This window comes from Amycolatopsis vastitatis (assembly GCF_002234595.1).
GTDB lineage: Bacteria > Actinomycetota > Actinomycetes > Mycobacteriales > Pseudonocardiaceae > Amycolatopsis > Amycolatopsis vastitatis.
The window spans coordinates 244,684-270,701 of the sequence record NZ_NMUL01000010.1 but is presented as its reverse complement, the minus strand read 5'-3'; the positions used below and the strand labels follow the sequence as shown (position 1 = coordinate 270,701).

At 70.7% G+C, this 26,018-nt stretch carries 25 protein-coding genes and 1 pseudogene; 9 read left to right on the top strand and 17 right to left on the bottom strand.

The window, feature by feature from the left end; all coding sequences use genetic code 11:
• Nucleotides 1–216: 216 nt before the first annotated feature.
• From CF165_RS13695 to CF165_RS13670, 6 genes are all read right to left on the bottom strand, one after another.
• Nucleotides 217–1,164: an NmrA family NAD(P)-binding protein gene (locus CF165_RS13695; protein WP_093947866.1), complete on the bottom strand. Its 948-nt coding sequence runs from the start codon at nucleotides 1,162–1,164 to the stop codon at nucleotides 217–219.
• Between the two features lie 68 nt (nucleotides 1,165–1,232).
• A complete protein-coding gene (locus CF165_RS13690; protein WP_093947865.1) occupies nucleotides 1,233–2,183 on the bottom strand; it encodes an alpha/beta hydrolase in 951 nt (316 codons plus the stop codon).
• A 29-nt stretch (nucleotides 2,184–2,212) separates the two neighbouring features.
• Nucleotides 2,213–3,157 (bottom strand): NADP-dependent oxidoreductase, encoded by a 945-nt coding sequence (locus CF165_RS13685; RefSeq protein ID WP_093947864.1) that lies wholly within the window; start codon nucleotides 3,155–3,157, stop codon nucleotides 2,213–2,215.
• Nucleotides 3,158–3,253: 96 nt separating this feature from the next.
• On the bottom strand, nucleotides 3,254–3,829 hold the full coding sequence (locus tag CF165_RS13680) for an NAD(P)H-dependent oxidoreductase (RefSeq protein ID WP_093947863.1): 576 nt from the start codon (nucleotides 3,827–3,829) through the stop codon (nucleotides 3,254–3,256).
• A 251-nt stretch (nucleotides 3,830–4,080) separates the two neighbouring features.
• Nucleotides 4,081–6,192 carry an ATP-binding protein gene (locus tag CF165_RS13675; protein ID WP_240521577.1) on the bottom strand — a complete coding sequence of 704 codons (2,112 nt, stop codon included), beginning with the start codon at nucleotides 6,190–6,192 and terminating at the stop codon, nucleotides 4,081–4,083.
• 304 nt (nucleotides 6,193–6,496) lie between these two features.
• Nucleotides 6,497–7,375 (bottom strand): alpha/beta fold hydrolase, encoded by an 879-nt coding sequence (locus CF165_RS13670; RefSeq protein WP_093947862.1) that lies wholly within the window; start codon nucleotides 7,373–7,375, stop codon nucleotides 6,497–6,499.
• 112 nt (nucleotides 7,376–7,487) lie between these two features.
• Here CF165_RS13670 and CF165_RS13665 point away from each other — a divergent pair, with 112 nt between their 5' ends.
• On the top strand, nucleotides 7,488–9,416 hold the full coding sequence (locus CF165_RS13665) for an AfsR/SARP family transcriptional regulator (RefSeq protein WP_093947861.1): 1,929 nt from the start codon (nucleotides 7,488–7,490) through the stop codon (nucleotides 9,414–9,416).
• A gap of 163 nt (nucleotides 9,417–9,579) precedes the next feature.
• Here the strand turns inward: CF165_RS13665 and CF165_RS13660 are convergent, their stop codons facing one another.
• Together CF165_RS13660 and CF165_RS13655 are read right to left on the bottom strand one after the other, a co-directional pair.
• Nucleotides 9,580–10,185, bottom strand: coding sequence for a hypothetical protein (locus CF165_RS13660; RefSeq protein ID WP_093947860.1), 606 nt, complete (start codon nucleotides 10,183–10,185; stop codon nucleotides 9,580–9,582).
• Nucleotides 10,186–10,233: 48 nt separating this feature from the next.
• Nucleotides 10,234–10,917, bottom strand: coding sequence for a hypothetical protein (locus tag CF165_RS13655; protein ID WP_093947859.1), 684 nt, complete (start codon nucleotides 10,915–10,917; stop codon nucleotides 10,234–10,236).
• A gap of 518 nt (nucleotides 10,918–11,435) precedes the next feature.
• On the opposite strand from CF165_RS13655, the gene CF165_RS51170 reads away from it, so the two are divergent.
• Nucleotides 11,436–11,777: a hypothetical protein gene (locus CF165_RS51170; RefSeq protein WP_158226778.1), complete on the top strand. Its 342-nt coding sequence runs from the start codon at nucleotides 11,436–11,438 to the stop codon at nucleotides 11,775–11,777.
• Entirely contained in the window at nucleotides 11,761–12,258 is a 498-nt protein-coding gene (locus tag CF165_RS13645) for a GNAT family N-acetyltransferase (RefSeq protein ID WP_093947858.1), read from the top strand. Before CF165_RS51170 ends, CF165_RS13645 begins: the two co-directional genes overlap by 17 nt.
• Before the next feature lie 155 nt (nucleotides 12,259–12,413).
• Here CF165_RS13645 and CF165_RS13640 read toward each other — a convergent pair whose 3' ends face one another.
• Nucleotides 12,414–13,571 carry a hypothetical protein gene (locus tag CF165_RS13640; protein WP_143268573.1) on the bottom strand — a complete coding sequence of 386 codons (1,158 nt, stop codon included), beginning with the start codon at nucleotides 13,569–13,571 and terminating at the stop codon, nucleotides 12,414–12,416.
• A 191-nt stretch (nucleotides 13,572–13,762) separates the two neighbouring features.
• On the bottom strand, nucleotides 13,763–14,350 hold the full coding sequence (locus CF165_RS13635) for a TetR family transcriptional regulator (protein ID WP_093947856.1): 588 nt from the start codon (nucleotides 14,348–14,350) through the stop codon (nucleotides 13,763–13,765).
• A gap of 122 nt (nucleotides 14,351–14,472) precedes the next feature.
• Between CF165_RS13635 and CF165_RS13630 the strand changes: the two genes are divergently transcribed.
• Nucleotides 14,473–15,435: an SDR family oxidoreductase gene (locus CF165_RS13630; protein ID WP_093947855.1), complete on the top strand. Its 963-nt coding sequence runs from the start codon at nucleotides 14,473–14,475 to the stop codon at nucleotides 15,433–15,435.
• Nucleotides 15,436–15,456: 21 nt separating this feature from the next.
• On the opposite strand, the gene CF165_RS13625 is transcribed toward CF165_RS13630, so the two are convergent.
• Together CF165_RS13625 and CF165_RS13620 are read right to left on the bottom strand one after the other, a co-directional pair.
• Nucleotides 15,457–17,139, bottom strand: a complete 1,683-nt coding sequence (locus CF165_RS13625; protein WP_240521576.1) for an MFS transporter — start codon at nucleotides 17,137–17,139, stop codon at nucleotides 15,457–15,459.
• Between the two features lie 68 nt (nucleotides 17,140–17,207).
• Nucleotides 17,208–17,729: a MarR family winged helix-turn-helix transcriptional regulator gene (locus tag CF165_RS13620; protein WP_093947854.1), complete on the bottom strand. Its 522-nt coding sequence runs from the start codon at nucleotides 17,727–17,729 to the stop codon at nucleotides 17,208–17,210.
• A 581-nt stretch (nucleotides 17,730–18,310) separates the two neighbouring features.
• On the opposite strand from CF165_RS13620, the gene CF165_RS52570 reads away from it, so the two are divergent.
• Both CF165_RS52570 and CF165_RS13605 read left to right on the top strand, forming a co-directional pair.
• Nucleotides 18,311–18,451, top strand: a complete 141-nt coding sequence (locus tag CF165_RS52570; RefSeq protein ID WP_240521575.1) for a hypothetical protein — start codon at nucleotides 18,311–18,313, stop codon at nucleotides 18,449–18,451.
• A gap of 65 nt (nucleotides 18,452–18,516) precedes the next feature.
• Nucleotides 18,517–19,266, top strand: a complete 750-nt coding sequence (locus tag CF165_RS13605; RefSeq protein ID WP_093947853.1) for an ATP-binding protein — start codon at nucleotides 18,517–18,519, stop codon at nucleotides 19,264–19,266.
• A 302-nt stretch (nucleotides 19,267–19,568) separates the two neighbouring features.
• Here the strand turns inward: CF165_RS13605 and CF165_RS13600 are convergent, their stop codons facing one another.
• The 3 genes from CF165_RS13600 to CF165_RS13590 all read right to left on the bottom strand — a co-directional run bounded on the left by CF165_RS13600 (nucleotide 19,569) and on the right by CF165_RS13590 (nucleotide 23,033).
• Nucleotides 19,569–20,285: an MIP/aquaporin family protein gene (locus CF165_RS13600; protein WP_093947852.1), complete on the bottom strand. Its 717-nt coding sequence runs from the start codon at nucleotides 20,283–20,285 to the stop codon at nucleotides 19,569–19,571.
• 404 nt (nucleotides 20,286–20,689) lie between these two features.
• Nucleotides 20,690–21,844, bottom strand: coding sequence for an ALF repeat-containing protein (locus CF165_RS13595; RefSeq protein ID WP_240521574.1), 1,155 nt, complete (start codon nucleotides 21,842–21,844; stop codon nucleotides 20,690–20,692).
• Between the two features lie 142 nt (nucleotides 21,845–21,986).
• Complete coding sequence (locus tag CF165_RS13590) at nucleotides 21,987–23,033, bottom strand: ferritin-like domain-containing protein (RefSeq protein ID WP_093947851.1); 1,047 nt, start codon at nucleotides 23,031–23,033, stop codon at nucleotides 21,987–21,989.
• A 499-nt stretch (nucleotides 23,034–23,532) separates the two neighbouring features.
• Here CF165_RS13590 and CF165_RS52565 point away from each other — a divergent pair.
• The 3 genes and pseudogenes from CF165_RS52565 to CF165_RS13580 form a co-directional block, all read left to right on the top strand.
• Nucleotides 23,533–23,838, top strand: a pseudogene (locus CF165_RS52565) (sigma factor); the annotation flags it as partial.
• 64 nt (nucleotides 23,839–23,902) lie between these two features.
• The gene (locus tag CF165_RS52560; RefSeq protein ID WP_240521573.1) at nucleotides 23,903–24,334 is read left to right on the top strand and encodes a sigma-70 family RNA polymerase sigma factor family protein; all 432 of its coding nucleotides are present in this window, start codon (nucleotides 23,903–23,905) and stop codon (nucleotides 24,332–24,334) included.
• Nucleotides 24,335–24,403: 69 nt separating this feature from the next.
• Entirely contained in the window at nucleotides 24,404–24,778 is a 375-nt protein-coding gene (locus tag CF165_RS13580) for a sigma-70 family RNA polymerase sigma factor family protein (protein WP_093947850.1), read from the top strand.
• A gap of 40 nt (nucleotides 24,779–24,818) precedes the next feature.
• Here the strand turns inward: CF165_RS13580 and CF165_RS13575 are convergent, their stop codons facing one another.
• Both CF165_RS13575 and CF165_RS13570 read right to left on the bottom strand, forming a co-directional pair.
• A complete protein-coding gene (locus tag CF165_RS13575; protein WP_093947849.1) occupies nucleotides 24,819–25,553 on the bottom strand; it encodes an SDR family oxidoreductase in 735 nt (244 codons plus the stop codon).
• Complete coding sequence (locus CF165_RS13570; RefSeq protein ID WP_093947848.1) at nucleotides 25,550–25,918, bottom strand: cupin domain-containing protein; 369 nt, start codon at nucleotides 25,916–25,918, stop codon at nucleotides 25,550–25,552. Before CF165_RS13570 ends, CF165_RS13575 begins: the two co-directional genes overlap by 4 nt.
• Between the last annotated feature and the right edge of the window lie 100 nt (nucleotides 25,919–26,018).

The following is a 26,018-nucleotide window of genomic DNA, read 5'->3' as shown; positions in this document are numbered from 1 at the left end:
CCTACTGCTTCGAACTCGAACCGTGTGCTGTCCGCCGATCCGGCCCGCCTCGCAGAAGCGACGGTCCAGCAGCGAACCCCGGTGGCGCCGGCCACCGCGTTCCGGCCGGCGGCCGCGAACCCGGCCCCCTGTGCCGCAACGCCTGCACCACGACGAACGCACCGCGCACGTCGACCGCGAGGTACGGGTCTCCCGACGTCCGGCTGTCGATGGCGGTCATGCGGGTTTGACTGCCTCGATGTGCTCGTCGAGCCAGGTGCGGAAGGTCTGCAGCCGCGGGTTGAGCCTCCGCACCACGTCCAGGTCGCGCGCACCGACGAAGTCGCGCTCGCCTTCGACGTAGAACTGGAACATGTTGCCGAACTCGTCACCCGCAGGCAGGCCGAGCGAGCGGAACTCCTCGTGCGTGAGCGGCCGGTAGTCGACCGGTTCGCCCAGCGCGTCGGCGAACGCGGCGGCGTACTCGGCGCCGGTCAGGTGCTCGCCCGCGATGCTGACGGTCTTGCCCACGTACTCGTCGCCGGCGGCGAACACCCCGTAGGCGGTGCGGCCGATGTCCTCGGCCGCGATGCCGGACAGCATGGCCTCGCCCATCGGCAGGGTGAGCACGAGCCGGCCGTCCTCGCCGCGCATCGGCCCGGAGCCCTGGGTGAATCCTTCCCAGTAGAAGGTGCTCCGCAGGTAGGTCGTCGGGACACCCGAGTCGCGGAAGAACGTGTCCGCCTCGGCTTTGGCGTCGAAGTGCGGGACCGTGTAGCGGTCCTGCAGCACCGGGGCCCGCCGGGCGGACACGGGAATGACCGCGCGGGTGTCCTCCAGGGTCGACCAGACGACGTGGGCGACCCCGGCCGCCTTCGCGGCACGGGCGGCTGTGGCGGCTTGTGCCAGTTCGACGTCGGCGGACATGGACTCCCAGAAGTTGGTCACCACGTAGGCGCCGTGGGCGCCCTCGAACGCCTTGCGCAGCGACTCCTCGTCGTCCAGGGTCGCCTCCACCACCTCGGCGCCACGCTCGGCCAGCGCACGGGCCTTCGCCGAGGCCGCGTTCCTGGTGACGGCGCGCGCGGCGAACGGGCCGTCGGGATCGTCCAGAATCGCCCTGATCAGACCTCCTCCCTGAGCGCCCGTCGCACCCAGCACCGTAATGATCTTCTTGTCGCTCATGAGCAACTTCCTTTGTCGTGTCGCCGCAACCTGGCGGCAGCTTGCTTGGTCGAATCTCGCTTGAACTATCAGATCGACTTGAGGACCCGCACCCGGTCGGCGATGGCCCGCCGGGCGACGTCGGAGTCGAAGGCGATGGAGTCGAACTCGTGCGGGGCGCCCGGGTGGAGGTGGAATTCCACCGGCACGCCGGCCCGGCTGAGCTTGGTCGCGTAGGCGATGTCCTCGTCGCGGAAGACGTCGAGCTGCCCGACCTCGATGTAGGCCGGCGGCAGATCCGACGCGTCTTCGAGCCGGGCCGGGGCCGCCGTGGCCGGGACGTCCGGGCCGCCGGCGGTGTCGCCGAGCAGGGCAGGCCACGCGGTGAGGCTGTCGTCGTAGGACCAGAGCACGTACGGCGCGATGTGCGGGTCGGGGGTGGTGGTGCGGTCGTCGAGCATCGGCATGAGCAGGATCTGGCGGGCGATCTTCGGGCCGCCGCGTTCACGGGTGAGGATCGTCAGCGCAGCCGCCATGCCGCCGCCTGCGCTGTCGCCCAGCACGCCGATCCGCTCCGGATCGACGCCCAGTTCGGCGGCGTGCTCGTGCAGCCAGCGCAGCGCGGCGTAGGCGTCTTCGAGCGGCGTGGGATAAGGGTGCTCGGGGGCCCGGCGGTACTCGACCGACAGCATCGGCACGCCGCTGGCGGAGACGTAGCGGCTGACCGGTCCGTCGAACAGGTCGATGTGGCCGAAGATGTACCCGCCGCCGTGGAAGAACAGCACCGCCGGACCCGGCGTCGCACCGTCCTTGACGTACCAGCGCATCGTGATCTGCGCTCCGTCGTCCGCAGTCGCGTAGTACTCGCGCGTTTTGACGTCGGCCGGGATCGGCTGGGCCGTTCCCGCGGCGCCGATGATCGGCTCCCACATGGCGCGCCGCGCCTCGATGTCGCCCACCGCCGGCGGTGTGGCGTCCGCCATCGCGCCGGCCATCGGGGCCAGCGCCTCGGCGATTTCGGGATCCAAGCTCAGTGACATGGTCGCTGCCTTTCAGACTGGGTGGGGGGTCAGGCGGTGGGCGGGACGACGACGACCTTGCCGTGCACGGCGCCTTCGGCGGCGCGGGCGTGCAGCGCCGGCAGCTCGGCCAGCGGCACCCGCTCGGCGACCTCGACGCGCAGCTTCCCACCGTCCACCAGCGCCACCAGCTGCGACAGCTGCTCGGCGTCGCTGCGGACGAACAGGTCGATGCCCCGCACGCCCCGCTCCTCGTCGCTGGGGGCGGGCATCCACACCGTCGTGTTCACCACAGCGCCGCCGGCGCGGACGAGGGCGGCCAGCGCGGTGAGTGCGGCCGGGTCGACCGGGGCGAGGTTGAGCACGAGGTCGACCTGCTCGGTCACCGCCGCGGCCACGTCGGTGGTGGTGTGGTCGATGATTTCGTCGGCGCCGGCCGTTTTGACCGTCTCGCTGCTGCCCGGGCCGGCCGTGGCGATCACGTGGGCACCGGCGTTCTTGGCCAGCTGCACGGCGTAGCCGCCGACCGCGCCGCCGGCGCCGTTGATCAGCACCCGCTGCCCGGCCGCCAGCTTGCCGTGGTCGAACAGCGCCTGCCAGGCGGTCAGCCCCACCAGCGGCAACGCGGCGGCGTCGGACAGCGGAATGCTCGTGGGTGCCGGCGTCAGGATGCCGGCCGGCGCGAGAACGTACTCCGCGGACGCGCCATCGTCGGTCATCGGCAGGAAACCGATGACCGTGGCACCGACCTCGAGGCCGTCCACACCGTCACCCAGCGCGTCGACCGTGCCCGCGACGTCGCGGCCGGGAGTGTGCGGAAGCACCACCGGCATGGGGCCGCGCATGTTGCCCGCACGCACATTTGCGTCGATGCCGTTGAACGACGTCGCGGCGACGCGGATCCGGACCTGTCCGGATCCGGGAACCGCTTGCTCCACGTCCTCGTAGTGCAGGACGTCCGGGTTGCCGTACTCGTGGAAACGCACTGCCTTCATCGGTGGATCTCGCTTTCGCTTCCTGCGGGTTGCTTCGAAGTTGAAGCAACTAGAGACAAGGTATCTTTGATTCGAATTCAAAGCAAGTGAGGTCGCTCACCGCGCCCGGGAGATCAGCACCGCGGCGAACTCGGCGGCGGCTTGGTCGATGCGTCCGCGCAGCCGCGCGGCAACGCCGTGAGCCGGCGCCTCCCAGTCCTCAGGGCCGGCGACGACGACAGTGGCCACGGGTTCGGCGTGCAGGCCGGTGAGGCGTCCGCGCAGCACCTGCCCGATGTCGGGTGGCTGCCAGCGCGAGCCGCTGTTGGCCGCGAGAAGCACAGGCATGCCGGACAGGACCCCGCCCCGCAGGATGTCGAAGAACGAAGCGAAGACGTCGCTGGGGGAAGTGGCGACCACCGGTGTGGCCACCACGAGTCCATCGGCCGCCACGACCACCGCGATCGCCTCGCGCAGATCAAGGCTGGCCTGCCCCCGGGCGACGCGCTGGGCGAGGTCGGGCGCCAGCCGGCCCAGCTCCAGCACCTCCACCTCGACCTGCACTCCGCCGGCCGCGAGCACCCCGCAGACGGACTCCGTGATCCGGTCCGCGAGCCGGCGGGTGGGACGCGCGTAGCCGGCACCGGCACACAGGACGGCCAGCGAAACCGGGCTCCACACGGACCGGCTCACCGGGACTCGCGCGGGGCGTGATCCGCGTGGCGAACCATCTCTTCCGGACTGAACTCACTTTCCCCGATCCACTGGAGCTGCTGGTGGTCTTCCCGGTGCGCGAGGTACGGGATGCTCATGGCGGTCCCTCGATGTCCGCGGGCGGCGGCACCGCCCCGCTCCCCCGATCCTGCCCCGCACCCCTGCCCGGTCTCCACGTCCGGCACTGCTCACCCGGGCCCAGCACTGCCCACCGGACTCGAGGAGAAGGTTCAACCCTGCTGCCGTGGTGCGCGCTCACCCGCGTTCGCCGCCGCCTCGCTCGGCAGCGTCTCACCACGAACGCGGAGCGGCCCACGGAACGACCCGATGGCCGGCTGTTGCAGCAGCTGCTCGACGAGGCGTTCCTTGGCCAAGGCGAGGTGGCGCCGGTAGGTGCCGTAGGGCACCCCGAGTCGTCTGGCGGCGCCCTTGTGGGTGCGGGAAACCGCGATGTACCTGGTGGTGAGCGCCTCGTAGGCCTTGACGCCGACCGAGTCGACCTGCAGCGCCTCGAGCGCCGCCGTGATCGCGCCGCGCAGGTCCGCCACGGGATCGGCCGACCCCGGCGGCACGAGGTGCGAGCGCAGCAGGACGCTGGTCGCGAACTCCCGCGGCGTGTGCCACGTGCGCAACGCCTCGAGCAGGGCCGCCTCGAACGCGGCCCGCGGCAGCTCGTCACCCGAACCACCCGGCGACGGAGCCGCGGTCCACCCCACTTCGGGCACGACCCCGGCCCGGACCCGGTCCTCCACCCACTGCTCCACCGGTTGCCGCCGCCAGTCCCGGCCGAAGAGGTGCTGCCGGTGTCCGCCGACATCCACGGTCGCGACCTCCAGCAGCCCCGCGTGGGCGAGGTAACGCCGCCACCGCTCGCCGTCCTCGAAGACGGTGAAGGTCACCGCGCGTCCCCGGGTCCGCATCTCCTCGGCGATGGTGCGCCGGCTGACCAGGTCCATCGCGGGCGACGGCCGCTGGTGCCGGCCCGGTTGCACCGCGAACCGCCGGATGCCCAGGTGCTCACCCGGCCCCACCGAAGCGGTCGCTTCCACGTGGTCCCAGACCGCCGCGATCACCGGGTCACCGGCGCAGTCTTCCGGCAGCGGTGTCTCCAGCCGCAGCATGGCCATGAACGCCACCGGCGCGGTGGAGCCCGCGTAGCGGTAGACGCGGAAGGCCTCCGGCTGGCTGCGCACCCAGTGCGCGGCTGCGGCCGCCGAGGCCGGGCCCTCGGCCTCCTCGGCCATGCGCAGCACCTCGGGCACGTCACCTGGCTGGAGCGGGGTGTCCTCGACCTGGGGATGTGCCCGCCACTCGTAGGCGGTGCCCGCACTGCCCTGGTTCCGGAAGAGGAACATCCACTCCGCGACGCGCATCAGGGCGTCGTCCTCGGACGCGGAGCGCACCGCCTGCAGACAAGCGACCGAGATGCGGACGCGGACGTCGTCGTAGCGCTCGGGGTCCCGCCAGCGCAGGTCGGCTTCGAGCGTGGCACGCACGGCGTCGTGCGGGTGCAGTCCCTCGGGACTGGCTTCGATGTAGGGCTGCTGACGCAGCCAGGAGAACGTCGTCGCGGTGTCTTCGTCACCCAGTAGCGCGCGCAGAAGCGGCTCGCGGGTGACGTGGGCCTGCGCGACGACCTCGAGGGCGCGCCGATGAGCCGAGCCGGGCAGGTCCCCCACCAGCCGCTCGACCAGGGTCGTCAGCACGTCCCCGGTGGGCACCCACGGCGCGCCGGGTGCCGCGGTGGGCACGGAGGCGGCAAGGGAAAGGGCCAACGGGCTGCCTCCGGCAAAGGTGACGAAGGCACCGCGCTGTGGTGCCGGCACACCGCGGGCAGCGAGGAGGGCGTCGGATTGGGCGGCGTCGAGCGGCCGCACGGGCAGTGCGGTGAACAGCTGCTTCCAGCCGGGGTCCAGCGACCACTCGACATCGGGCGGAACCCTGCTGGCGAGCACCACGAGCGCACCCTCGGCGAGCCGCAGCAAGAAGGTGTCCCGCAGCCACGACTCCAGCCTCTGGCAGTGCTCGAAGGTGTCGATGAGCAGCACCGCGCCGGGCTCGGCGCACGCGACGGCGGCGGCCTCCTCGAGCCGCCGGGGATCGGCGTCGAGCAACCGGGCATCGACGGGCACCACGCGCCGGCCGGCGAGCTCCGCCTGCCCGGCTGCGTAGCGCACCAGCGCGGACTTGCCGATGCCGCCGGGGCCGTGCAGGTACGCCACGACCGGAGCGCCCGCCGAGCCCGAGAGCATCCGGTCCAGCTCCGCCCGCTCCGGTTCCCGGCCCACCAGCGCACCGGCTCGTGCCGCTGCCAGGCGGGCCGCCAGTCCCGTAGCGCTCACTCGAGCCTCCTGTTCATACAGTCCATTGTGGTGTACGACCCGATCGGAGTAAGCCGTCCGACGCGGGACAGCGCCGGGGCCGGACGACCATCCAGGACGCCGAACCGAGCAGCGGTGCGGGCGGCCGGCCCGCAACGCACGGGTCCGACTGCCGCACGCAGGCCGCCGGCTCGGCGAGTTCCGTCCCGCCGGAACCTACAAGCCCGCCGCGCGCCCTCCGGCAGCGGCGAGCTGTCCGCGGACCTTGTCGGTCACCCCGGCCGCCGGCAGCCTCGGCTCGTTCCCGGAGAAGCCCGTCGTCACGTCAGCGAGCCAGCAGGTCCCGGATCGCCGCCGCGATCTCGTCCGGTGCTTCCTCGGCCATGAAGTGCCCCGCGCGGGTCAGCCGGTGGTCCAGGTCCGGTGCCCACGCCTTCCACACCCCGGCGGCGTCGTACCCCAGCTGTGCGCCCCAGTCCTGCTGGACGACCGTTACCGGCATCGCCAGCTGCGAACCGGCGTCCAGGTCCGCCTGATCGTGTGTGACGTCGATCCCCGCCGAGGCCCGGTAGTCCGCGACGATCGACGGCACCGCAGCCGCGCTCGCCCGCAGGTATTCGGCACGCACCTCTTGAGGGATCGCGGCCGGGTCGTTGGCCCAGGCGTCGAGGAACGAGCCGAAGAACGCGTCCGCGCTGTTGGCGATCATCGTCTCCGGCAGGCCGGGCGGCTGCGCCATCAGGAAGAGGTGGTAGCCGACCGCCGCCGGGACGCCGTGCAGGACGTTCCACATGTCCAGTGTCGGGACGACGTCGAGGATGCCCAGGTGCGAGACGATCTCGGGGTGGTCCAAGCCCGCCCGGAAGGCGACCAGTGCGCCCCGGTCGTGGCCGACGAGGGCGAAGCGCTCGTGCCCGAGTGCCGCCGCCGAGGCCACGACGTCGGCGGCCATGGTGCGCTTGGCGTACACGTCCTCGCCGGTGGCCGTGGGCTTGTCGCTTGCGCCGTAACCGCGCAGGTCGGGGCAGATCACCGTGTGCTCACCGGCGAGCCGCTCGGCGACGTGCCGCCACATCAGGTGCGTCTGGGGGAAACCGTGCAGCAGGACCACCGGGCTGCCGCTGCCGCCGACCGCGGCGGCCAGCTCGGCGCCGCCGGCACCGGGCAGGCGGACGTGGTCGAAACCGGGAATGGAGAGTGTCATCGAAGGCCGTCTTCCGGGTCGGGAACTTGACCTGGCCAAGCGTGGGCGACGGCGATCAGCAACCGATCAGTGCGCCGAGGCGCACCCGGTCGCGGGCACGGATGATGGGCGCATGCGAATCGACGTGCTCGGCGCCGTGCGGGCCTTGGGCGACGACGGCACCCCGGCCGACCTCGGCGGTCCCCGCCACCGCGAAGTGCTTGCCCGGCTAGTCGCCGCCGAAGGGCGGATGGTCCCCACCGACGTCCTGGTCGGAGACATGTGGCTCGAGCCACCGGCCCGCGCGGTCGGGGCGCTGCGGACGTTCGTCGCCGCGCTGCGCCGCGCGCTCGAACCCGACCGGCCACCCCGCACGCCGCCGCGGGTGATCGTCACCGAAGGTCCCGGTTACGCGCTGCGCCTGCCCCGCGAGAACGTGGACGTCCACCGGTTCGAGGACGCCCTCGCCCGGACCCGCCGGTCCCCCGCCGCGGTCACCGACCTCGACGCGGCGCTCGCGTCCTGGCGCGGGCCCGCCTACGCCGACGTGCCCGACTCGCCGTGGGCGCAGCGTGAGCGGAACCGGCTGGAGGAGCTGAGACTGGCGGCGCTGGAACTGCGCGCCGGCATCCTCCTCGACTCGGGGGAAGGCGCCGATCTCGTCGCCGACCTCGGCGCGCACGTCGCCGAACACCCGTGGCGCGAGCCGGCCTGGGGACTGCTGGCCCGCGCCCTGCACCGCGCGGGCCGCCAGGCCGACGCCCTCGCCACCCTCCGCCGCGCCCGCCACCTGCTCGTCGACCAGCTCGGGCTCGACCCCGGAGCCGGCCTGCAACGCCTGGAGGCCGACCTTCTCGCCGGCCCCGCCGACGGCACACCGGCCGCGTGGACCGGCCCGGGGGCCCGGCTCGGCCCGCGCACCACCGTGGACCTGGCCCGCACGCTCGCGCTGGCCGGCGGCGACGCCCTCGTCCACTCCCGGCGCGACCGCCTCACCGCGATCCAGGCGGCCGAACGTACCGGAGACCGCTCACTGACCGCCCGGATCATCGGCGCCTACGACGTGCCCGCCCTCTGGAGCCGCGCCGACGACCCCGGACAGTCGCGGGCCGTCGTCGCGGCCGCCGAACGCACGCTCATCGCGCTCGGCCCGGACGGCCCGGCCGACCTGAGAGCGCGCCTGCTGGCCACGATCGCCGTCGAAAGCCGCAGCGCCGACCTGGGCGCAGCCGAGCTGAGCCGCGCCCGGCAGGCAGCAAGCCAGGCCGAGGCGCTGGCCCGGGAGCTGGCCGATCCCGCCCTGCTGGTGTTCGCGCTCAACGGCGTCTTCCTGCAGTCCTTCACCCGCCCCGGGCTCGCGACCACCCGAGACCGGATCGGCACCGAAATCCTCGCCCTGGCGACCCGCCACGACTTGCCGAACTTCGCCGTCCTCGGCCGGCTCGTCCGCCTGCAATCCGCCTCGGCCCGCGGCGACCTCGACGCCGCGGCCGCGCACGCCACAGCAGCCGAAGAACTCGCCGCCACCACGGAGGCTCCGCTCGTCGCCGTCCTCACCGCCTGGTTCCGGGCCCGGGTGACCGCCGCCCGCAGCACCGAACCCGGCGGACCGACGCCCGCCGCCGCGGCGGCGGAGTACCGCGCCGCCGAGGAGGCCCTTCGTTCCGCCGGAATGCCCGGACTGCACCGTGGCCTGTTCCCGGTGGCCCTGCTGGGATTGCGTCTGCTGCACGGCCGTCCCGCGCCCACCGACCACCACCTCGACTGGGGACCGTACCTACCCTGGGCCCGTCCCCACACACTGCTCGCCCAAGGCCGGGAAAAGGAAGCGCGCGCCGCCCTCGCGGCGGTGCCGGAACCACCGCACGACCACCTGCAGGAGGCGATGTGGTGCCTGACCGCCCACGCCGCGGCACGCCTCGGCGAACGCAGAGTCGCCGCGCAGGCCGCGACGGCCGTGCGGGACGCCCGCGCGGAAGACGCCGGCGCCGCCAGTGGAATGCTGACCCTGGGCCCCGTGGCGCGGTATCTGGCGCAGGCGGAGGAGGACCACAGCACGTAGCAGGGAGCAGAACGATCACGGCCGCCGCGGCCGGGTTCTCGGCCAGCTCCGCCACGGCCCCGCAACACCGGCGTGCCCAGCCGGCGCGTGGTGACAGGAACTCGTGACTGTTCCGGCCGGGCGCAACTTCGTCGGCGAGTTGCGGCCGGTTCCGGTCTTCGGCTCAGCTCACGCCGAAGTATCGCGTCGGCAGGGGAAGCCGCTCGAGGACTTCGATGGCGTCGCGCTGTGCCACGCGTTCCTGAGAAACCAATTCACCGTACATATCTTCAGCGAGTTCATAGCAGGTAGCCAGACTATTGGTTTGCTCACCACGCTCGGAACGCCGTTCCGCCAGGCGCGATTCCGGCAGATGGATGCTCAGGTCATCGATACGCTCCTGAAGCCGGACGACTGCCGCGTTTTTCGGCAATCGCTTCTCGATGAACGTCTCCATGAGACTACCGAATCGCCACAGGAGCCAGATCTCTTGAGATTCCGACAGGACATCACGAACAACCCGCTCTCGCACCGCCCAATCGGACCTCGTGAAGAACTCGTCGTTCGCCGCACCGCCGGCATACTCGATCGCAGGGCAGATCCACACCGGACGCTCACTCCCCGAAAAGAAGTCCCGGCGGTCTGCTTCGGCGAGTTCGACGAGATCGTCCTCGCCGAGCTCCACCCCTTCAGCGACCTGTGCGACCATCGCCAGGTCGTCGGCCATCAGCGGCGAGTAGATCAGGTTGAGCGCTCCGAGAACGGCCACGCGGGTCTCGTCCGAGTTCACAGCTTCTCCAGGAATTCCGTCGACGACTCGGAAACACTACCGGGTTGCTCAGTTAGGGTGGATCGTTCCATCCTGCCACGCTCTCTGAGGCACGGTACCGTCACTTTGTTCTGGCTCCGGCCGCTGACCCCGGGCGAGCACGATGGCGACGACCACCGTCCACACCATCGACAGGATCCGGCCGATGGGCAGCAAGGCGGTCGCGTAGGAGAACGCCAAGGACAGCACTGAGAGTGTCGCGAGGGTCCCGGCGACATAGCCGAACCAGCGGGACGGTGCACCGAGGAAACGGCCGCGGGCGAGCACGGACGCGGCAGCCAGGACGAACAGGCCCAGTGTGGCCACATTGGCGACCCCGCCGGCGTAGAAGCTGCCCAGCCGGAGCGTCTGGACGGTGGTCGAGGACGCCGAGGCAGCGTTGATCGCCAAGGTGAGGGAGAGGGCGCACGACACCAGCATGGCCATCACGGAGATCCCGGCGGTCCCGGCAAGCAGTCGTGCCTTGGCCGGTTCGGCGGTCGAAACCCGCACGATGGCGCGGGCGAATCCGGCAAAACCGAGGACGGAGACGGCCTGCAGCAGGGCGACGACCACCGCGGCCGCGAGATTGGCGGAGTAGTACGCCGCAACGTCGGCCGCCGGGGCGTCCGGAAGGGGCAGGCTCCGGTCGCTGAGTGCGCCGCCGACGAAACTCACCGACAGGTACGCGACCAGGAACACGATCGCTCCCATCAGGGCCCACCACGCCGGGGTGCGGCGGCGTGCCTGAACGTCGGATGCTGGTGTGGACGCCATGATCCCTGCTCCTTGGAAGGGTTGACAGTCTGCCGCGGACGACTTCCCGACTGTGCCGCAGATCTGGGTTTCCCGCGTCGGCACGAGAGCGACCATCGGCGATACGTACGCTGACGTATGGAGATGCGGCGCGGCCATGGCCGACGTGCTCCGCTTCGCGCAGCGGTGAGTGCACCCCACGCACGCTGAGGGACGTGGTCTCGGAGTCCTTGGTTGGTGGCCTGGAGACGCCTTGACGACCTGCCGCCGCGGCGGGACGACGCACGGGCCTGGATCTTCGGCATCGCCCGCGGATCATCCTCGACACCCACCGCGGTCCGGCTTGTGGCTAGCGCAGGGTGTGCTTGTAGAACACTGCAGAGTCTTCGTAGCCGAGGGCGAGGTAGAAGTGTCCTGCTCGTCGACTCGCGAGTGCGATAGAGGCGGCGTCGGGGGCCGTTCGCGAAGAACGTTCGGTGACTGTTGCCGAGGAGGTAGCCGATGATGTCGCCGTTGACGGTCTCCGCAACGAGTACCAGCGTGTGGGTAGCGGCCACCGCCTGTTGCCAAGTCGCGTCGAACGCCGTCCGCTCCGGCGTGAACGAAGTGGCGAATTCTCGGACAAGGGGCCAGACACCCTCGGCGTCCTCAGGCCGGGCTGGACGAATCAGCTCGTGATGCTCGGGCACCCGATCAGCGTGCCAGTCACCGGGTACAGGACGCCGGGCCGCACCCCGGATCACCCCGACGGCTGCGGGATGATCGCGGGCGCTGCCGCTACCGGCTGTAACATCGGCTCTCATGAGCTGGCTGCCTGACGACTTCGTCCACCCTGTGCACGTCCCGGTGCCCGACACCGCGCTGCACCTGCGGCCGATCCGGGAGGCGGACACCGCGCTCGACTATCCCGCCGTGATGGGCTCGCAGGAACGCCTGTGGACGGTCTTCGGTCCGGCTTGGGCCTGGCCGAAGAAGACGATGACTTACGAAGAGGACCGCGTCGACTTGCTGCGGCACGAGAAGGAGATAGCCGCGCACCAGTCGTTCAACTACGCGCTGCTGGACGAAGAGGAAACGGCGATCTTCGGCTGTGTCTACATCGACCCGCCCGAGCGCACCGGCGCCGACGGCGAGGTTTCCTGGTGGGTGGTGGACGATCTCGTCGGCGGCGAGGTGGAGCGGGCGCTCGACGCGCTGGTGCCGCAGTGGATCGCCGCCGACTGGCCGTTCCGGCAGCCCCGTTGCCCGGGCCGCGACATCACCTGGCAGGACTGGCTCGCGCTGCCGCGCGTTTCGTGACACCCGGGGTGTGCGGATTGCCGTCGCCGCGCGCGAACCGGAACGGGGTTGGCCAGGGAAATGCCCAATAGTCCGGGGCAGGGCCGTGGCGCCGCGGCAGTGCAAGACCGCCGGCGGGCATCGTGGGGACCGCCGTCCGCCAAGCCGCGGCCGGCTCAGCGGTTGAGGAGCGCGTAGATCTGCTTGGCGCCGTCGGCCACTTTGGCGATCGCGGCCGGTCCGGTGATCTCGTGCGAGGTGAGGCTTACCCGGACCATTGTGCGGCCGACGTGGAAGCAGACGGTGGCCCCGCCGGTCACAGTGTTCCCCCGCACACCGCAACTCACGTCGCCGACGGGCTGCGGCAGGGGGCTGTTGTCCTTTGTGGTCGCCTCGTAGGCGCACATGCGCTGGACGTCGTCGGCCGCGACGGCCGGGCCCTCCGCGTAGATCGTCTGCTGGACGGACAGGCTCGCCGGATCCCGTTCGGTCCGGTCGAGCAGGGACACGCGTTCGCAGGTGATCTCGATCGCGCGGTTGTTCACCACGTCGTGCTCGTCCACCCCGAACAAGTCCTTCTGGAGGCCGTCGGTCGGCAGGTCCGTGACCGCGGTGAAGACTTCGGGTGGCATGGCGTCGCACGGCTCGGCGGTCAGGCCGTAGGGCTCCGGGTAGCTGTGCTCGGGCATCGGCCGGGGGCCCGCGGCGATGTTCCTGGTGACGCCGTCGATGAGCTTGGCCAAGGCCTTTTCGCCGTCCGCGATCGCCGAGAAGTGGCGCAAGTTGAGGGTGAAGGCGTTGGCCGAGCCGTGACCGCCGTCGTCGAAGGCCACGGTGACTTCGTCGTCGCCGCGGTCCGGGAGACGGTGGTACCCGACGCCGTTGGCGGCTCCGGCCTTCTCCGCTTGCGGTGACGTGGCGAGACGCCAGGCGGATGGGCTGGAGAGCTTGGCGTTGAGCGTCGTGAGAATGACTTCCGGCTCGTCGCGGCCGGCGGCTCGTCGGAGGTAACCGCGGCAGGAGATGTCTTCGAACGTGGTGCCGGCCAGCTCGGGACGATCGGCGCCCGGGCTGAGGCGGGTGCCGCCGGCGAGAGTGTGGTCGGTGTACGCCAGCCCGGCGGCGGCGATGACGTCGTCGGTGAGCACGGCGCACGGGTAGTACACCGGCGTGCCCTCGTATTCGGCCGCCGGCTCGCTGCCGGGTTTCTCCACCAGGATGTTCGTCCGCAGGGCGCCCGATCCGGCCGGCTGAGCCTCCGGCGCGGGCCGGCAAGCGGAGAGCCCGAGCATCGTCACCAGAACGACAGCGGCCCGAAGACGCCGGTGGGTCATCCATGCCTCCCCAGAACGATGGTCGGCAAACTATGGCACCAGCGGACCTGCCTGAGAAACACGGGGTATGTCACCGACTCCGCGGCCGCAGCACCCGGAGTTGGCCCCTGGGACCGGAATCGAGCAGCTCACTGGTCTGGAGATCAGCGGTCCCGGGCCACCTGGCGTCCGTGACCTGGCACCGGGCTGCTTCAGCGTTCGGAGTCCGCCTGCGCCGGCAGGGCCGCGGAGAGGGCCCGCAGATCGTCGAAGGCTTGGCAGAGACGCGTATCCAACCCCTGCGCGGGGTCGTCGACCCATGCTTGCACCGCGTGCTGATAGGCGGCCCAGCCGGTCCGGGCAGCCAGGTCGGCCATCCCGGCGCCGACACCACGCTGCCGCAACGCCTCCGCGACAGCGTCGGTGAGCCGAGCATGCTTGGCCAGCTCCCGTTCGCGGAGCGCTGGTGTGACGGCGATGACCTTCCACCGTGGCTCGGAGAACGGGCGGTTGTCCTCCAGGTTCCGCGCGGATTTCCGGAACGCGCACAGCAGTGCGTCGAACGGCTCCAGACTCTCGGGCGCCTCGACCACCGCCTGGATCAGCGTCGCGCGCAGGTCGGCCTCGCCGTCGAAGAGCACCTCGCGCTTGTCGGGGAAGTGCCGGAAGAAGGTGCGCCCGTTGACCCCGGCCCTGGCGGCGATCTCCGCCGCCGTGGTCTGGTCGAATCCCCGTTCCCGGTACAGCTCCAAGGCCGCCTGTTGAAGACGGCGGCGCGCTTCCGCTCCGCTTCGTGGCACCGTCCGAGAATACCGCAATGCGTCAGTGACTGGCGTCACGTTGCGCCAGTGAGTGGCGCTACGCGTAGAGTCACTCACTGGCGCTAAGTAGCGCCAGTGAGTGGCGTTACCGGAGGTATTCCATGCGTGTTTTTGTCACCGGTGGTACCGGCCAGACCGGCCCCACCGTCGTCGCGGAGCTCGTCGCCGCCGGTCACACCGTGACGGGCCTGGCCCGCTCGGACGGCGCGGCCGCCCGGCTGAAGTCACTGGGCGCCACACCGCACCGCGGCAGTCTGGACGACCTCGGCAGCCTGCGCGACGGGGCCGAGCACGCCGACGGCGTCCTGCACATGGCCTATGGCGGCGACTACGCCGATCCGGATGACCTGATCCGCCGGGACCGCGCCGCGATCGAGGCGCTCGGCCGGCCCCTGGCCGGATCCGGCAAGCCGTTCGTCAGCACGTCGGGCACGTTGGTGACCACGGCCGGCCGGATCAGCACCGAGCAGGACGCGCCGGATCCCGGTTCCGTCGCCGCCTTCCGCATCGCGGGCGAGCAGGCCTGCCTGGCCTTCGCGGATCAGGGCGTGCGATCCAGCGTCGTGCGGCTTGCCCCGACCGTGCACGGACCAGGTGACCACGGTTTCGTTCCGGCTCTCATCGCAGCCGCGCGCAGAACGGGCGTCTCGGCCTACATCGGCGACGGCACCAACCGCTGGCCGGCGATCCATCGGTCCGACGCCGCCGTCCTTTTCCGGCTGGCGCTGGAGAAAGCCCCGGCCGGCGCCGTGCTGCACGGCGTGGGCGAAAGCGCTGTCACGATCAGGAGCATCGCCGAGCAGGTCGCCCGGACGCTCGACGTCCCGACGGCCTCGCTGACCGTCGAGCAGGCCTCCGAGCACCTGGGGAACCCCTTCCTGGCCCGGTTCTTCTCCCTCGACGTGCCCGTCTCGAGCGAGCACACCCAGGCACTGCTGGGCTGGGCGCCGACGCACGCGACGTTGCTCGAGGACCTCAAGACCGGCGACTACTTCACCCCGGAGGCCGGCATCCGCGCCGAGAAGATCTGGACGCCGCACCGGCGCGAGCGCAGCCAGGGCTGACGCCGACGTGGCAGGCTGCGCTCAAGGCCGTTCGCCCGCATCGGGTTCGGTGAACACGTCCTGGTTTCGCCGTCGGCCCAGCATCGTCAACGCGATGAGGGCGGCCGCCGCGGCGGCGATGCCGCACACCAGGTAGCCGATGGCGTAGGCGTGGGAGAGTGCGTGGAACGCGACGTCCTTGAGGGGGTTGAACGGGATCGGTGTGCCGTCGGGCCCCGGAACCTGCGCCGGGACGCCGTTCTGCCCGAGCGGGCCGGACTTCACCGCGTGGACGGCGGCTTCCACCGCCGGGCGTTGTGCGGCGGGGACGTGCTGCGGTGCGGCGTAGAAACTGTCCAGTGCGGACTTGAGGGACGGGGACGAGGCGATTTCGGCGTTGATCGCGTTCGCGGCGTTCGTCAGCGCGATCGCGCCCACGATGGCGGGCCCGAGCGTCAGGCCACCGTCGCGCAACATGCTCGTCGCCCCGCTGGCCATGCCGGCTTTGGACGTCGGGACGCTGTTCACGGCGACGACGGTGATCGAGGTGACGGCCAGCTTGAACCCGGCGCCGACGACCAGCAGCGGAGCCGCGACCGCCCCGATGGAGAGGTTCGTGGCCGGAATGGCGGCGAGCACGAAGTCGCCGATCCCGATGAGCGCCATGCCGGTCCCGAGCACGACGCCGGGGCTGAAGCGCTCGACGACCCGGGTGCTGACCGGGAACAGCACCACGCCCATCACGTTCAGGCAGAAGAAGCCGAGGGACGTCGCGAGCGGGGTGTACTCCTGGATGGCCGACAGCCGGATGCTCGTCGCGTACGCGGTGCCGAGGTAGGCGAACATGCCGACGACGGTCACCACCGCGGAGACCGTGAACATCCGGTTGCTGAACAGGTCCAGGCGGATCAGTGGCCGGTCCACCCGGCGCTCGATCGCCACGAACAGCGCCATGAACACGACGGCCACGACGAACCCGCCGATCACCGGAACGCTGCCCCAGCCGTCTTCGGCTCCCTGGATCACCGCGTACAGCAACGCGAACAGGGAGATCGCGATGGTGATCTGGCCCGGCCAGTCCAGGGACCGGCCCAGCGGCGCGGCGGAGTTCTGCGCACCCACCAGGGTGATCGCACAGCTGACCACGGCCAGGACCGCCATGGCGAGGAAGGCGTACCGCCAGCTCGCGTACTCACCGCCCGAATGGGGGATGCGGGCCAGCAGGCCCGCCAGCACCGGGGAGATGAAACCGGCGCCGGTGAGGGCGGCGGCCCAGATCGAGATGGAGTGCGCGCGCTGCCGGACGCTCTGCGTCCCCGCGGCGAGCATCGCTATCGACGTCGGGAAGATCGCCGCGGCTCCGATGCCGGAAACCACCTGACCGGTGATGAGCACGCCGGTACCGCCGCTGGGTGTGAAGAACCCGAGCAGCCCGCCCACGGCCATCAGCGCGGCGCCGGCGGCCAGCAGCCGCTTGCGTCCGAAGAGGTCACCGACCACGCCGAAGGACAGCTCGAGCAGCGTCACCGGAACCAGGAAGGCGTCGGAGATCCAGGTCAGCGTCGTCGACGTGGTGTGCAGGTCCTGGTTGATGAAGCCGTTGATGACGGCCGGGATGGACAGGCCGATCTGGGCGATGGCGACGGCCGCGGCCGCCGCCACCAAGGTGCCGCGCCGGAGTTCCACGGGCGCAGCCGGGCCGGAAGGGGCGACGGTCTCACTCACGATTGTGAAGCAAACCACACCGAAAACCAGATGTACAGGTTTCCTGACTATTGCCGGGCGGAGGGCTTCTACCGGGGATTTTCGTCCGCCGGGCGGGGTGGTGGGTCACTTTCGACCCGGTCCTCGAGCAAGGCGCGACGGCACAGTTCCAGCGAGCGTTGCAGTTCGACGGCCTGGCCGTCGGAAAGCAGCGAGAGCATGTGGTCCTGCAACGCGGCCACCTGCGGCCGGAGCCCGTCGAGCAGCCGCTGCCCGGCGGGCGTCAGGGCGATGACGAGGCGGCGGCGGTCGGCGGGGTCGCGATGGCGCTCGATCAGTCCCCGGTTCAGCAGCGTCGTCACCATGTCGGCCATGCTCTGGTCGGTGACGAACGAGTGCCGGGCCAGGCGCGCGGCGGTGAGGTCGGGGTGGCGTTCGAGGACGGTCAGGGCGGTGTACTGCAGCGTCGTGATGTCCGCCGGACGGACGAGCGCGTCGAGCCCGGCGCGCACGGACAGCTCGACCTGCTTCACCAGGTACAGCAAAGTCGACGGCGGCGACGCCGGATCGCCTGAACCGGCCCGGTGCGCCTGTGTGTCACCAGTCTTCATGGTCAGCCAGGACCTCCCTGGACAACCATCGTAGGCGTCTGCCCGGACCCGGACGGCGCGCCGAGCCTGCGATCGATGATCAGGACCGGCCTCGCGGTCCTCCGCATCGATCTGCCCCGCGCGGACCAATCCGTTGCGCGTCCGCGCCGTAGCCGACGCTCCCGCAGCCGAGGTCGGTTCCCCCCTCGTCATCCTGGAACCGGGCCTGGGCTTCGCCGCGCCGCAGTACACCACGATCGCAGAAAACCTCGCCTCGAGCGGCTACAGCGCGAATTTGACCGTCCTCGGCGGCGCGACGCGGGAAATCCGTGCGCGATCGACACCGACGATTCGCACACGGGAGCGGCACAAGCAGCGGGCGACAGGCTCGTCGAAGTCTGGGCCGGCGACGCACGCTTCGCCCGCCACTCAGGTCGCGGCACAGCCGAAGTTCGCCGGCCACGCCGACCTCGGCAAATCGTCTACATCGGACACTCTTTCGGGCGGCGCCGCTCAACCTCGACATCGGGCTGCCACTGACCGAGCTTCGGCCGGCCGTTCGCGACGCGCTGGCCGACGCCGGCTTCCAGAGCGAGCTGACGGTGAAGGCGATCAACCGCCGGGGCCGGCCCGCGGTCGTCCGGCTGCTGTGCAGCGCACCGCGTTCCGCCGGCGGCCAGAGCCAGGGCGCCCTGCTGCGCATGGAAGAGACTCCGGCCGCCTCCCAGCCGGTATCGCGGTGACTCGGCGGAGAGTAGCTTGAGGCGGTGGAAGCCCGACCTCGATCCGGCCCTGTCAGCAAGGGACCATGACCGGACGCCGTGACCGAAGTGTCACGCTGGAGCCCACAGCTCGGCTCGCCAGCACCCTGGTCACCGTTACCGGGGAACTCGACCTCTCCGGCTACGGGTTCCTGCGCGACGGCCTGCTGAAGGTCGCCGCCGACGGCCCACCCGGATTGATCGCCGACGTGGACGGGCTGCGCATCGGCGAACTGTCCCCGGCCGCCGTGTTCCCCCTGGTCGCACGCCGGATCGGCAACTGGCCCGGCATCCCCTTCTCCCTGGTCACCCGGCAGCCGGTCCACCTGGACACGTTCCACCGCTACGGCATCGACCAGTTCGTCGCCGTGCACGCCGACGTCGAGGCAGCCGAACGACGGCAGACGATCCCGGTCCGTCGCTGGGCCCTCCGGGTGTTCCCCCGCACCGACAGCGCGACGACGCTCGCCCGCGCGTTCCTCCGGGAGTTCATGACGGACTGGGACGTACCCGAGCTGGTCTACGACGGCACTCTGATCGTCGGAGAGCTCGTCGGCAACGCGCTTCAGCACACCACGTCCTCACCCGAGGTGCGCCTCGACCTCCGCCGAGGCCTGCTCACCATCGCGGTCGCCGACGACAGTCCCCGGCCCGCGACCCTCATCGAGCGCACCGACCTGCGCGATCCCGGACTCGGCCTGCGCATCATCGCCCAAACCGCCCAGGCTTGGGGCAGCAGCCGCCGCTGGTCCGGCGGCAAGGTCGTCTGGGCGACCCTCACCTCCAGCCACGCCTGAAACTCGCGCGGCGGCGTTCTCTCCCGCTCGGCCCAGGCAGGGTCGAGGGAGATCACGCGATGTGGTTGGTGTAGTTGGCCGCCGCGGGCAGCGAGGCGGCCTGGAACTACTGGACCAGCAGCTCCGGCGGCTCAGCCATCCGCGATCGGTCCGTCCCGTTGTCCGTCGACTTGGATCGATCGTTCCGTTCCCACGGACAACGATGCCGCGGCGCCACCGTGGGCGGGGCGTCGTCGAGAGTCCAGCCGAGCGCGGCAGCGGTTCGCAGAGCACAAGTGCGGCACGGGTCCTCGCCGTTCACGTCACACTCCGGCCCCGACCGCCGACCGGCGGGTGACGAGGTAGTCGCACAGGAACGCGGCGGCCAGACCGCCGACGAGCGGACCGGCGAGGTAGGCGAAAAGCTGCGACCATGCGGCACCCTCACCGGCGAGGGACAGCACCGCGTCCGGGCCGAACGTGCGGGCCAGGTTCACCGAGGCACCCGTGAGCGGACCGAACACCATGATCTGGGTGGCCAGCGCGAGCCCGATCCCGATCCCGGCCACGCCCCTGGGCGCGTTCGGCGCGACAGCCAGCGCGAACACCGCGGTGACCAGGATGAACGCGCCGATCGCCTCGGCCACCAGCGCTTGGATGTAGCCGGCACCGGTACCGAAGGTCGTGGCGCCCAGTCCCGCGGCGAGGGCTGTGTCGGCGTAGGTGGCATAGACCAGCGCGGCACCGAGCACGCCGCCGGCGAGCTGCGCGACCACGTACGCGGGGACCTCCCGCCAGGAGAACCGGCCACGCGCGGCCAGCGCGACGGTGACCGTCGGGTTGAAGTGCCCACCCGACACCGAACCGAAGGCGTAGATCGCGACGGCCAGTGCGAGCCCGTGCGCCAACGCGATGATCAGCAGACCGGGCCCACCCGCACGGGCCGCCGCGACAGACACCGCGGCGCCGATGCCGAACAGGCACAGGATGGCCGTGCCGGCGAGTTCCGCCAACAGGCGACGAACCAGAGACGTGTCCATGTACTCGTCCTTTCCTTGTGACACAAGGGAAAACGGGACGGCGGCACAGACAGACGTTAGAGACTCCGCACCTCGGGAGACACCGCCGACCGGCCTCCGTAAGCGAATGTTAAGAACCGGCGGCAAAATGAACTCGAACTATCCGTTCCAGGTTTGCAGGTGAGGCCTGGTCGGACATTCGCCGTACTCGCCTGACAAACGAAGAGCCCCGTTTGCAGAAAGCACAAACGGGACTCCTCGTCGGACGAAGCAGCTTACTACCACACAAAAGACCAGGTCAGAGCCCCCGGGTCAGCTCCGAGAGAAGTTCCCCGGCCTCGAGACGCCCGAACCTGCGGCTGCGTCGCACCGGCGAGTCGATGATCCGCACGCTTCAACGGGTGGTTGCCGGAACAGCGGGAGCCTCAGGACTTGTCCGCGGCGTCGGCGGTGAAGATGCCGGTTTCCAGGAAGGTTCGCCACTGGGCGGGTGATTCACTCTGCAGGGCTCGATATGCGGCAGCCTGGACCTGAGTGCCGGGCTTCGCTCTGGTCCAGATCTCGCGGACCAGGGGGCCCTCCTGGAGATACCTGGCGTACCCAGCGTCGATACCGACGACCGCGGCGGCGCGAACCTTGATGTTGTCCACCTTGTCCTTGGCCGCAGCCTCGAAGATGCCGGTGTCGATGAACGTTCGCCACTGCTCCGGCGTCCGGCTGGTGTAAGCCTGGTAATACACCTCGGAATCCCGAGGTGCCAGGCCGTGGAACCAGATGGCCTCCACGAAGTCCTTGTCCGTCAACTGCGCGGCCAGCGCCGGGTCCATGCCGACGACGGCGGCAGCCTTCACCCGTGCGTCACGAAGCTTCTTCTCGGCGGCTTCCTTCTCGGCCGCTTCCAGGTCACGCTGATGCTCGACGAAGATGCCGCGGAGGATGAACTCTTTCTGCTCCGCCGGCGTTCCGCTGTAAACGGCACCCGCGGCGGCCTTCACGAACGAACCCCCGGCGGCCCGCTCCCACAAGGCGAAGACGAAGTTCTTGTCGTCCTTGGCCAGCAGGATCGAGGTCAGCTCGAAGCCGAGCAGCGTGGCCGCGGGCTGCCGCTCCGTACGCCGCGCCTGGTACACCGCCTCGCGGTCCAGATCCCGCTGGTGTGCCTCGTAGATCCCCGCCGTGAGAAAATACGACGTCCTCTCGTAGAGGTAGGCGTCCAGCGCCTCGAACTGGACCTCCTGCGCGATTTCGCCCTGCTGCGTCGCGGCCCGGTAGATCTCGTAGACGAAATTGCTTTCGCTGATCCGCAGCAGTTCCGGAGTGACCGCGAGCCCCACGACGGCGGCGGCGTTGATGCGCAACTCGTCCGGCGTCTGCATCACCGCCGCCGGAGTCCCGGCCGAAGCGGCACTCGCCACCGGGGCGAGGACCCCGGTCATCACGGTCACCGCGGCGAGAACGGCGACAGAGGACGCCAGCAGGCCGCGAATTCTTGCGCTACCCATAGTTGTCATATGTTCGGTTGTCAGTTTCGTTCTGCTCGCCCGTGCGGTCGAGCACGAGGAACCCCACCCAGACGACAACCCGGTGCTCCCCAGCCATACACCATATATCCCCATGATCAGCGAACGTTACCGATCGCTGGGATGACTTCGCCGCCCCGGATCTTCCCGGCCGCGGCGAAGTCGCCGGCGGCGAGGTACCGGCGAGCGCGGCGTCCGTGCTTCAGTTCCGCCGCTCGGGTGGCACGTACTCGAAGGTCGGGCCCGCGGTCGTCGTCCCGTCGCCGGTGGGCAGCTTCATCAGCGCCAGCGCCTGCTTGCGCAGCCCGAACATCGTGCCGACGGCGTCCTTCAGCTGGTCCGGGCTGCCGTTGAAGGCTTCTTCCAGCTGGTAGAGCAGGAGGCTGTAGGTCTGGTTGAACGCCTCTTGGGCGACGCGGATGGGGCTGCCTTCCGGATAGTCGGCGGTCCGCGGGTTGGGCCGCATCGGCAGCACGCCGTCGAGGTCGACCGTGATCTCCTCGCCGGTCGGCCCGGACTGTGGCGTGTCGCCGGTCCGGTAGCGGCGGCCGAGCCGGAGCTCCTGGAAGCGGTAGAAGTGCGCGACCTCTTCCCGCTCGGGGTGGAAGACGTCGTGGTCGCCGTCCCACACGTCCGTGCGGGCGGCCCCTTCACCCTGTTCGATGATTTCCGCCAGCGCGGCCGACGCGGACTTCAGGTCGCGGACCGGCATCACCTCGCCGCCCCCGCCCCGGAGGTGGTACTCGCCGATCTGCCGGGCCGGGTCGCCGCTGAACACCTCGTCCTCGCCCAGCTTGTCGCACAGGGTGCGCAAGCCGGCCTCGACGGCGGCGTAGAACTGCCCGATCGTCCGGTATCCGTCGCCCTGGGGCGGGTCGTCCGCCGACGCGGGCTGTTCGATGCGCAAGAACAGCTCGAGCGCTTCGGGGCCGAACGGGACCAGGTGGACGTGCACGGACCGGTCGCCGTGCGGCAACGGATGCGGGTACGGCGGCAGCAGCTCCGGCGTGTCCAGCTTGGGCGTGCCGCCGACGGCGTTGAGCAGGTTCGCGGCCAGCGCCAGGTGGATCATCTCCTCGGCGAGGACCGTGCCCACGACTTGGGTGGCTTCGGGATTGCGGACGGGGTCCAGCGAGTACAGCGCGCACAGGTACGGGGGAATCGTCGCGTGCTCGAGTTCGATCGCCCACTGCAGGTGGCGGCGGAGATCGTCGATCGTCTCGATGGCGTGGGCGCCACTGGTGTCCATGCGGTACCTCGGTTCGTCAGGTCGGTGTCCCCAGCCAGGACAGGATGCCGCCGTGGTTTGTGACATCCGGGCTGTCACAAACGCGGTCCCCGCGTCACCCGACTCGGGCGTGAACACGCTGACCGAGGGGAACACCGTGCGCCTGCCGGACGCCCGCATCCAGCCATGGCGGCCGAAGACGTGGCCGCCGAGGTCGGCCGGGTCGCCGTCGGCACACCGCTGAACGGCGCGCGGCTCCCGCAACCGCGCGGACCAACCCGGAGATCGCCGCGGTGCCCACTGCGGGCAAGCTCGTCGAATGACACCCGGCCACGTGACCGGGACCCGCCGGCAGCCGATCTCGTAGAGTGGTGGGGTCGGGCGGCGCTCGCGAGACGACGAGGGGCGTGAGGTGGCGGATTCCGGGGTGGGTGCCGAACTCGGCGGCGCGGACGGTCTCGAGGCGGCCACGGCGGTGTTCACGCAGCTGCGGCCGCGTCTGTTCGGAATCGCCTACCGCATGCTCAGCAGCGTCACCGAGGCCGAGGACCTGGTGCAGGAGGTCTGGCTGCGGTGGCAGGCGTACGACCGGTCCACAGTGGCCAGTCCGGAGGCCTTCCTGGCGACCACCACCACCCGGCTGGCCATCAACGTCCTCCAGTCGGCGAGGAAACGGCGGGAGACCTACATCGGGCCGTGGCTGCCCGAACCGGTCGACACCGCCGCGGACCCGTACCTGGGCGCCGAGCGCGGTGAAGCGCTGGAGTTCGCGGCACTGCTGCTGATGGAGAAGCTCACCCCCGGCGAACGCGCGGCCTACGTGCTGCGGGAAGCCTTCGACTACTCCTACGCGGAAATCGCCGGCATCCTCTCCTCGACCCGAAGCCGCGGTGCGCCAGCTCGTCAGCCGGGCACGCAAGCACCTCACGAGCGAACGGCACGCGTCGGTGCCCGCGGCCGAGCAGCGGGAACTGCTCACCACGTTCCTCGCCGCCGCGCGGTCCGGCGACATGGCCGAGCTGGAGCGGCTCTTCACGCCGGACGTCACCAGCCTGTCCGACGGCAACGGCCGGAAAGGTGTCGCCCGCACGCCGGTGGTGGGCGCGGCGCGGGTGGCGAAGTTCCTGCAGGCGATCTCCACCTGGTTCTGGGACGAGGTCGACGTGCGGTGGGCGATCACGAACGGGCAGACCTCCGCCGTGCTCCTCCAGAACGGCGTCGTGTACGGCCTGCTCACGGTCGGCGCCACCACCGAGGGCATCGACCAGGTGCTGTGGCTGGTCAACCCGGAGAAGAACAAGGCGGTCTCCACCGCGGGCTGAGCCACCGGCGTCACAGACCCGCGGGCTACCCGGTCTTACCGGCGACCGCGCAAGAGAACGGGGCACCGTGTGCGCGAATCCCGTGCTCGGCACAACCAGGTCGTCCGCGGATTCGCCGACGCCTGCCGTCGGGGAGACGTCACCAGGCTGACCGCCGTCCTGGCCGTCGATGCCATCGTGACGTGCGACGGCGGCGGCCGGGTCCCCGGCCCGGCCGGACCGGTGCACGGCCGGGCAGCGGCCGCCCGGCTGGTCATGGCGGTGCTGTGCGGGCGAGCGGGTGCCGAGCTGACCGTCGAGTCCGTCAACGGTCAGCTCGGGCTCGCCCTGCGCCTCGCCTCGCGCGCCGTCGCGGTCGTGGGCGCCGAGACGGCCGGGCCCGAGATCACCGCACTCTGGATCGTGCTCAACCCGGCCAAGCTGAGCGGCTGGCACCGCGGTTGACCGGGCCCGCACCACGTCCGCCGTGCGGGCCCGGTCCCCTTCAGCGCGCCAGCCACTCCCGATAGGTGGTCTTCGCGATGACGGCCCCGTCCTGGGCGATGAGGGCGTCGCCGGAGGCGGCCGCGAACAGGCCGGCCTGGTCGTCGGTGACGACGGGGCGCCGGTCACCCTGGGCGGCGAGGGTGATCCTGCCCAGCTCGTCGAGCGTGAACACCTCGGGCCCGGCGATGTTCCGGGTACCGCGCAGCGGGGCACCCATGCTGACATCGGCCACCGCGCGGGCGACGTCGTCCGCGGCGATGGGCTGGACGCGCGTCGCGGGCAGGCGGACGGCGTTCTCGTCGGAGGTCCAGGACATCGTCGGGGCCATGAACTCGAAGAACTGCGTGGCGCGGACGATCGAGTACGGCACGGGCCCGGCCTTCAGGATGTCCTCCTGCAGCACCTTGGCGCGGTAGTAGACCAGGTCCGGCACCAGGTCCGCGCCCACGATCGAGAGGATGACCGCGTGGCCGACCCCGGCCGAGTCCGCCGCCTCGAGCAAGTTGTCCATGGTCCGGCGGAAGAACTCGGGCGAGGCGTCGTCGAACGTCGGCGAGTTCGTCAGGTTGACGACGACCTCGGCCCCGGCCAGCGCCTCGGGCAGGCCGTGCCCGCTGAGCAGGTCCAGCCCGGTCGACGGCGAATGCGGGACCGCTTCGTGCCCGCTCTTGGTCAAGATCGTGACCACCCGGGAGCCGATGAGCCCGGTCCCGCCGATGACGGCGATCTTCATTTCCTCGACCATCCTTTCGCCCGGAGTTCTTCTTCGGCCACGAGGTCGACCATCGGCCTGCCCGGTTCACAGAGCATGGTCACGGTGAACCGCACCGGGATGTCGGCGCGGTTGTTGCCGTCCTGGTAGTGGATGACGTCGCCACCCGGCTCCCAGAACGCCTCGCCGGCGCGCACGACACGCGGCGGCTCACCTTCGAGCTCGAACACCATCTCGCCCTCCAGCACGTAGCCGAAGGCCGGTCCGGGGTGGCGGTGCGGCGGGGTGCCGGGGTCGCCCGGCGGGTACTCGATGACGATCGTCATCGCATGCGCCCCCTCCGGGATGAAGGGCGGTTTCGCCTCCTGCAGCACGGTCAATGACATCGAAAGACCTCCTCGACGAACGCGTACACCCGCTAGGACCGGACAGCCGCGCGATTTGTGACTCCCGGGATTTCACACCGGGCTGTCACACGCCGCAGGG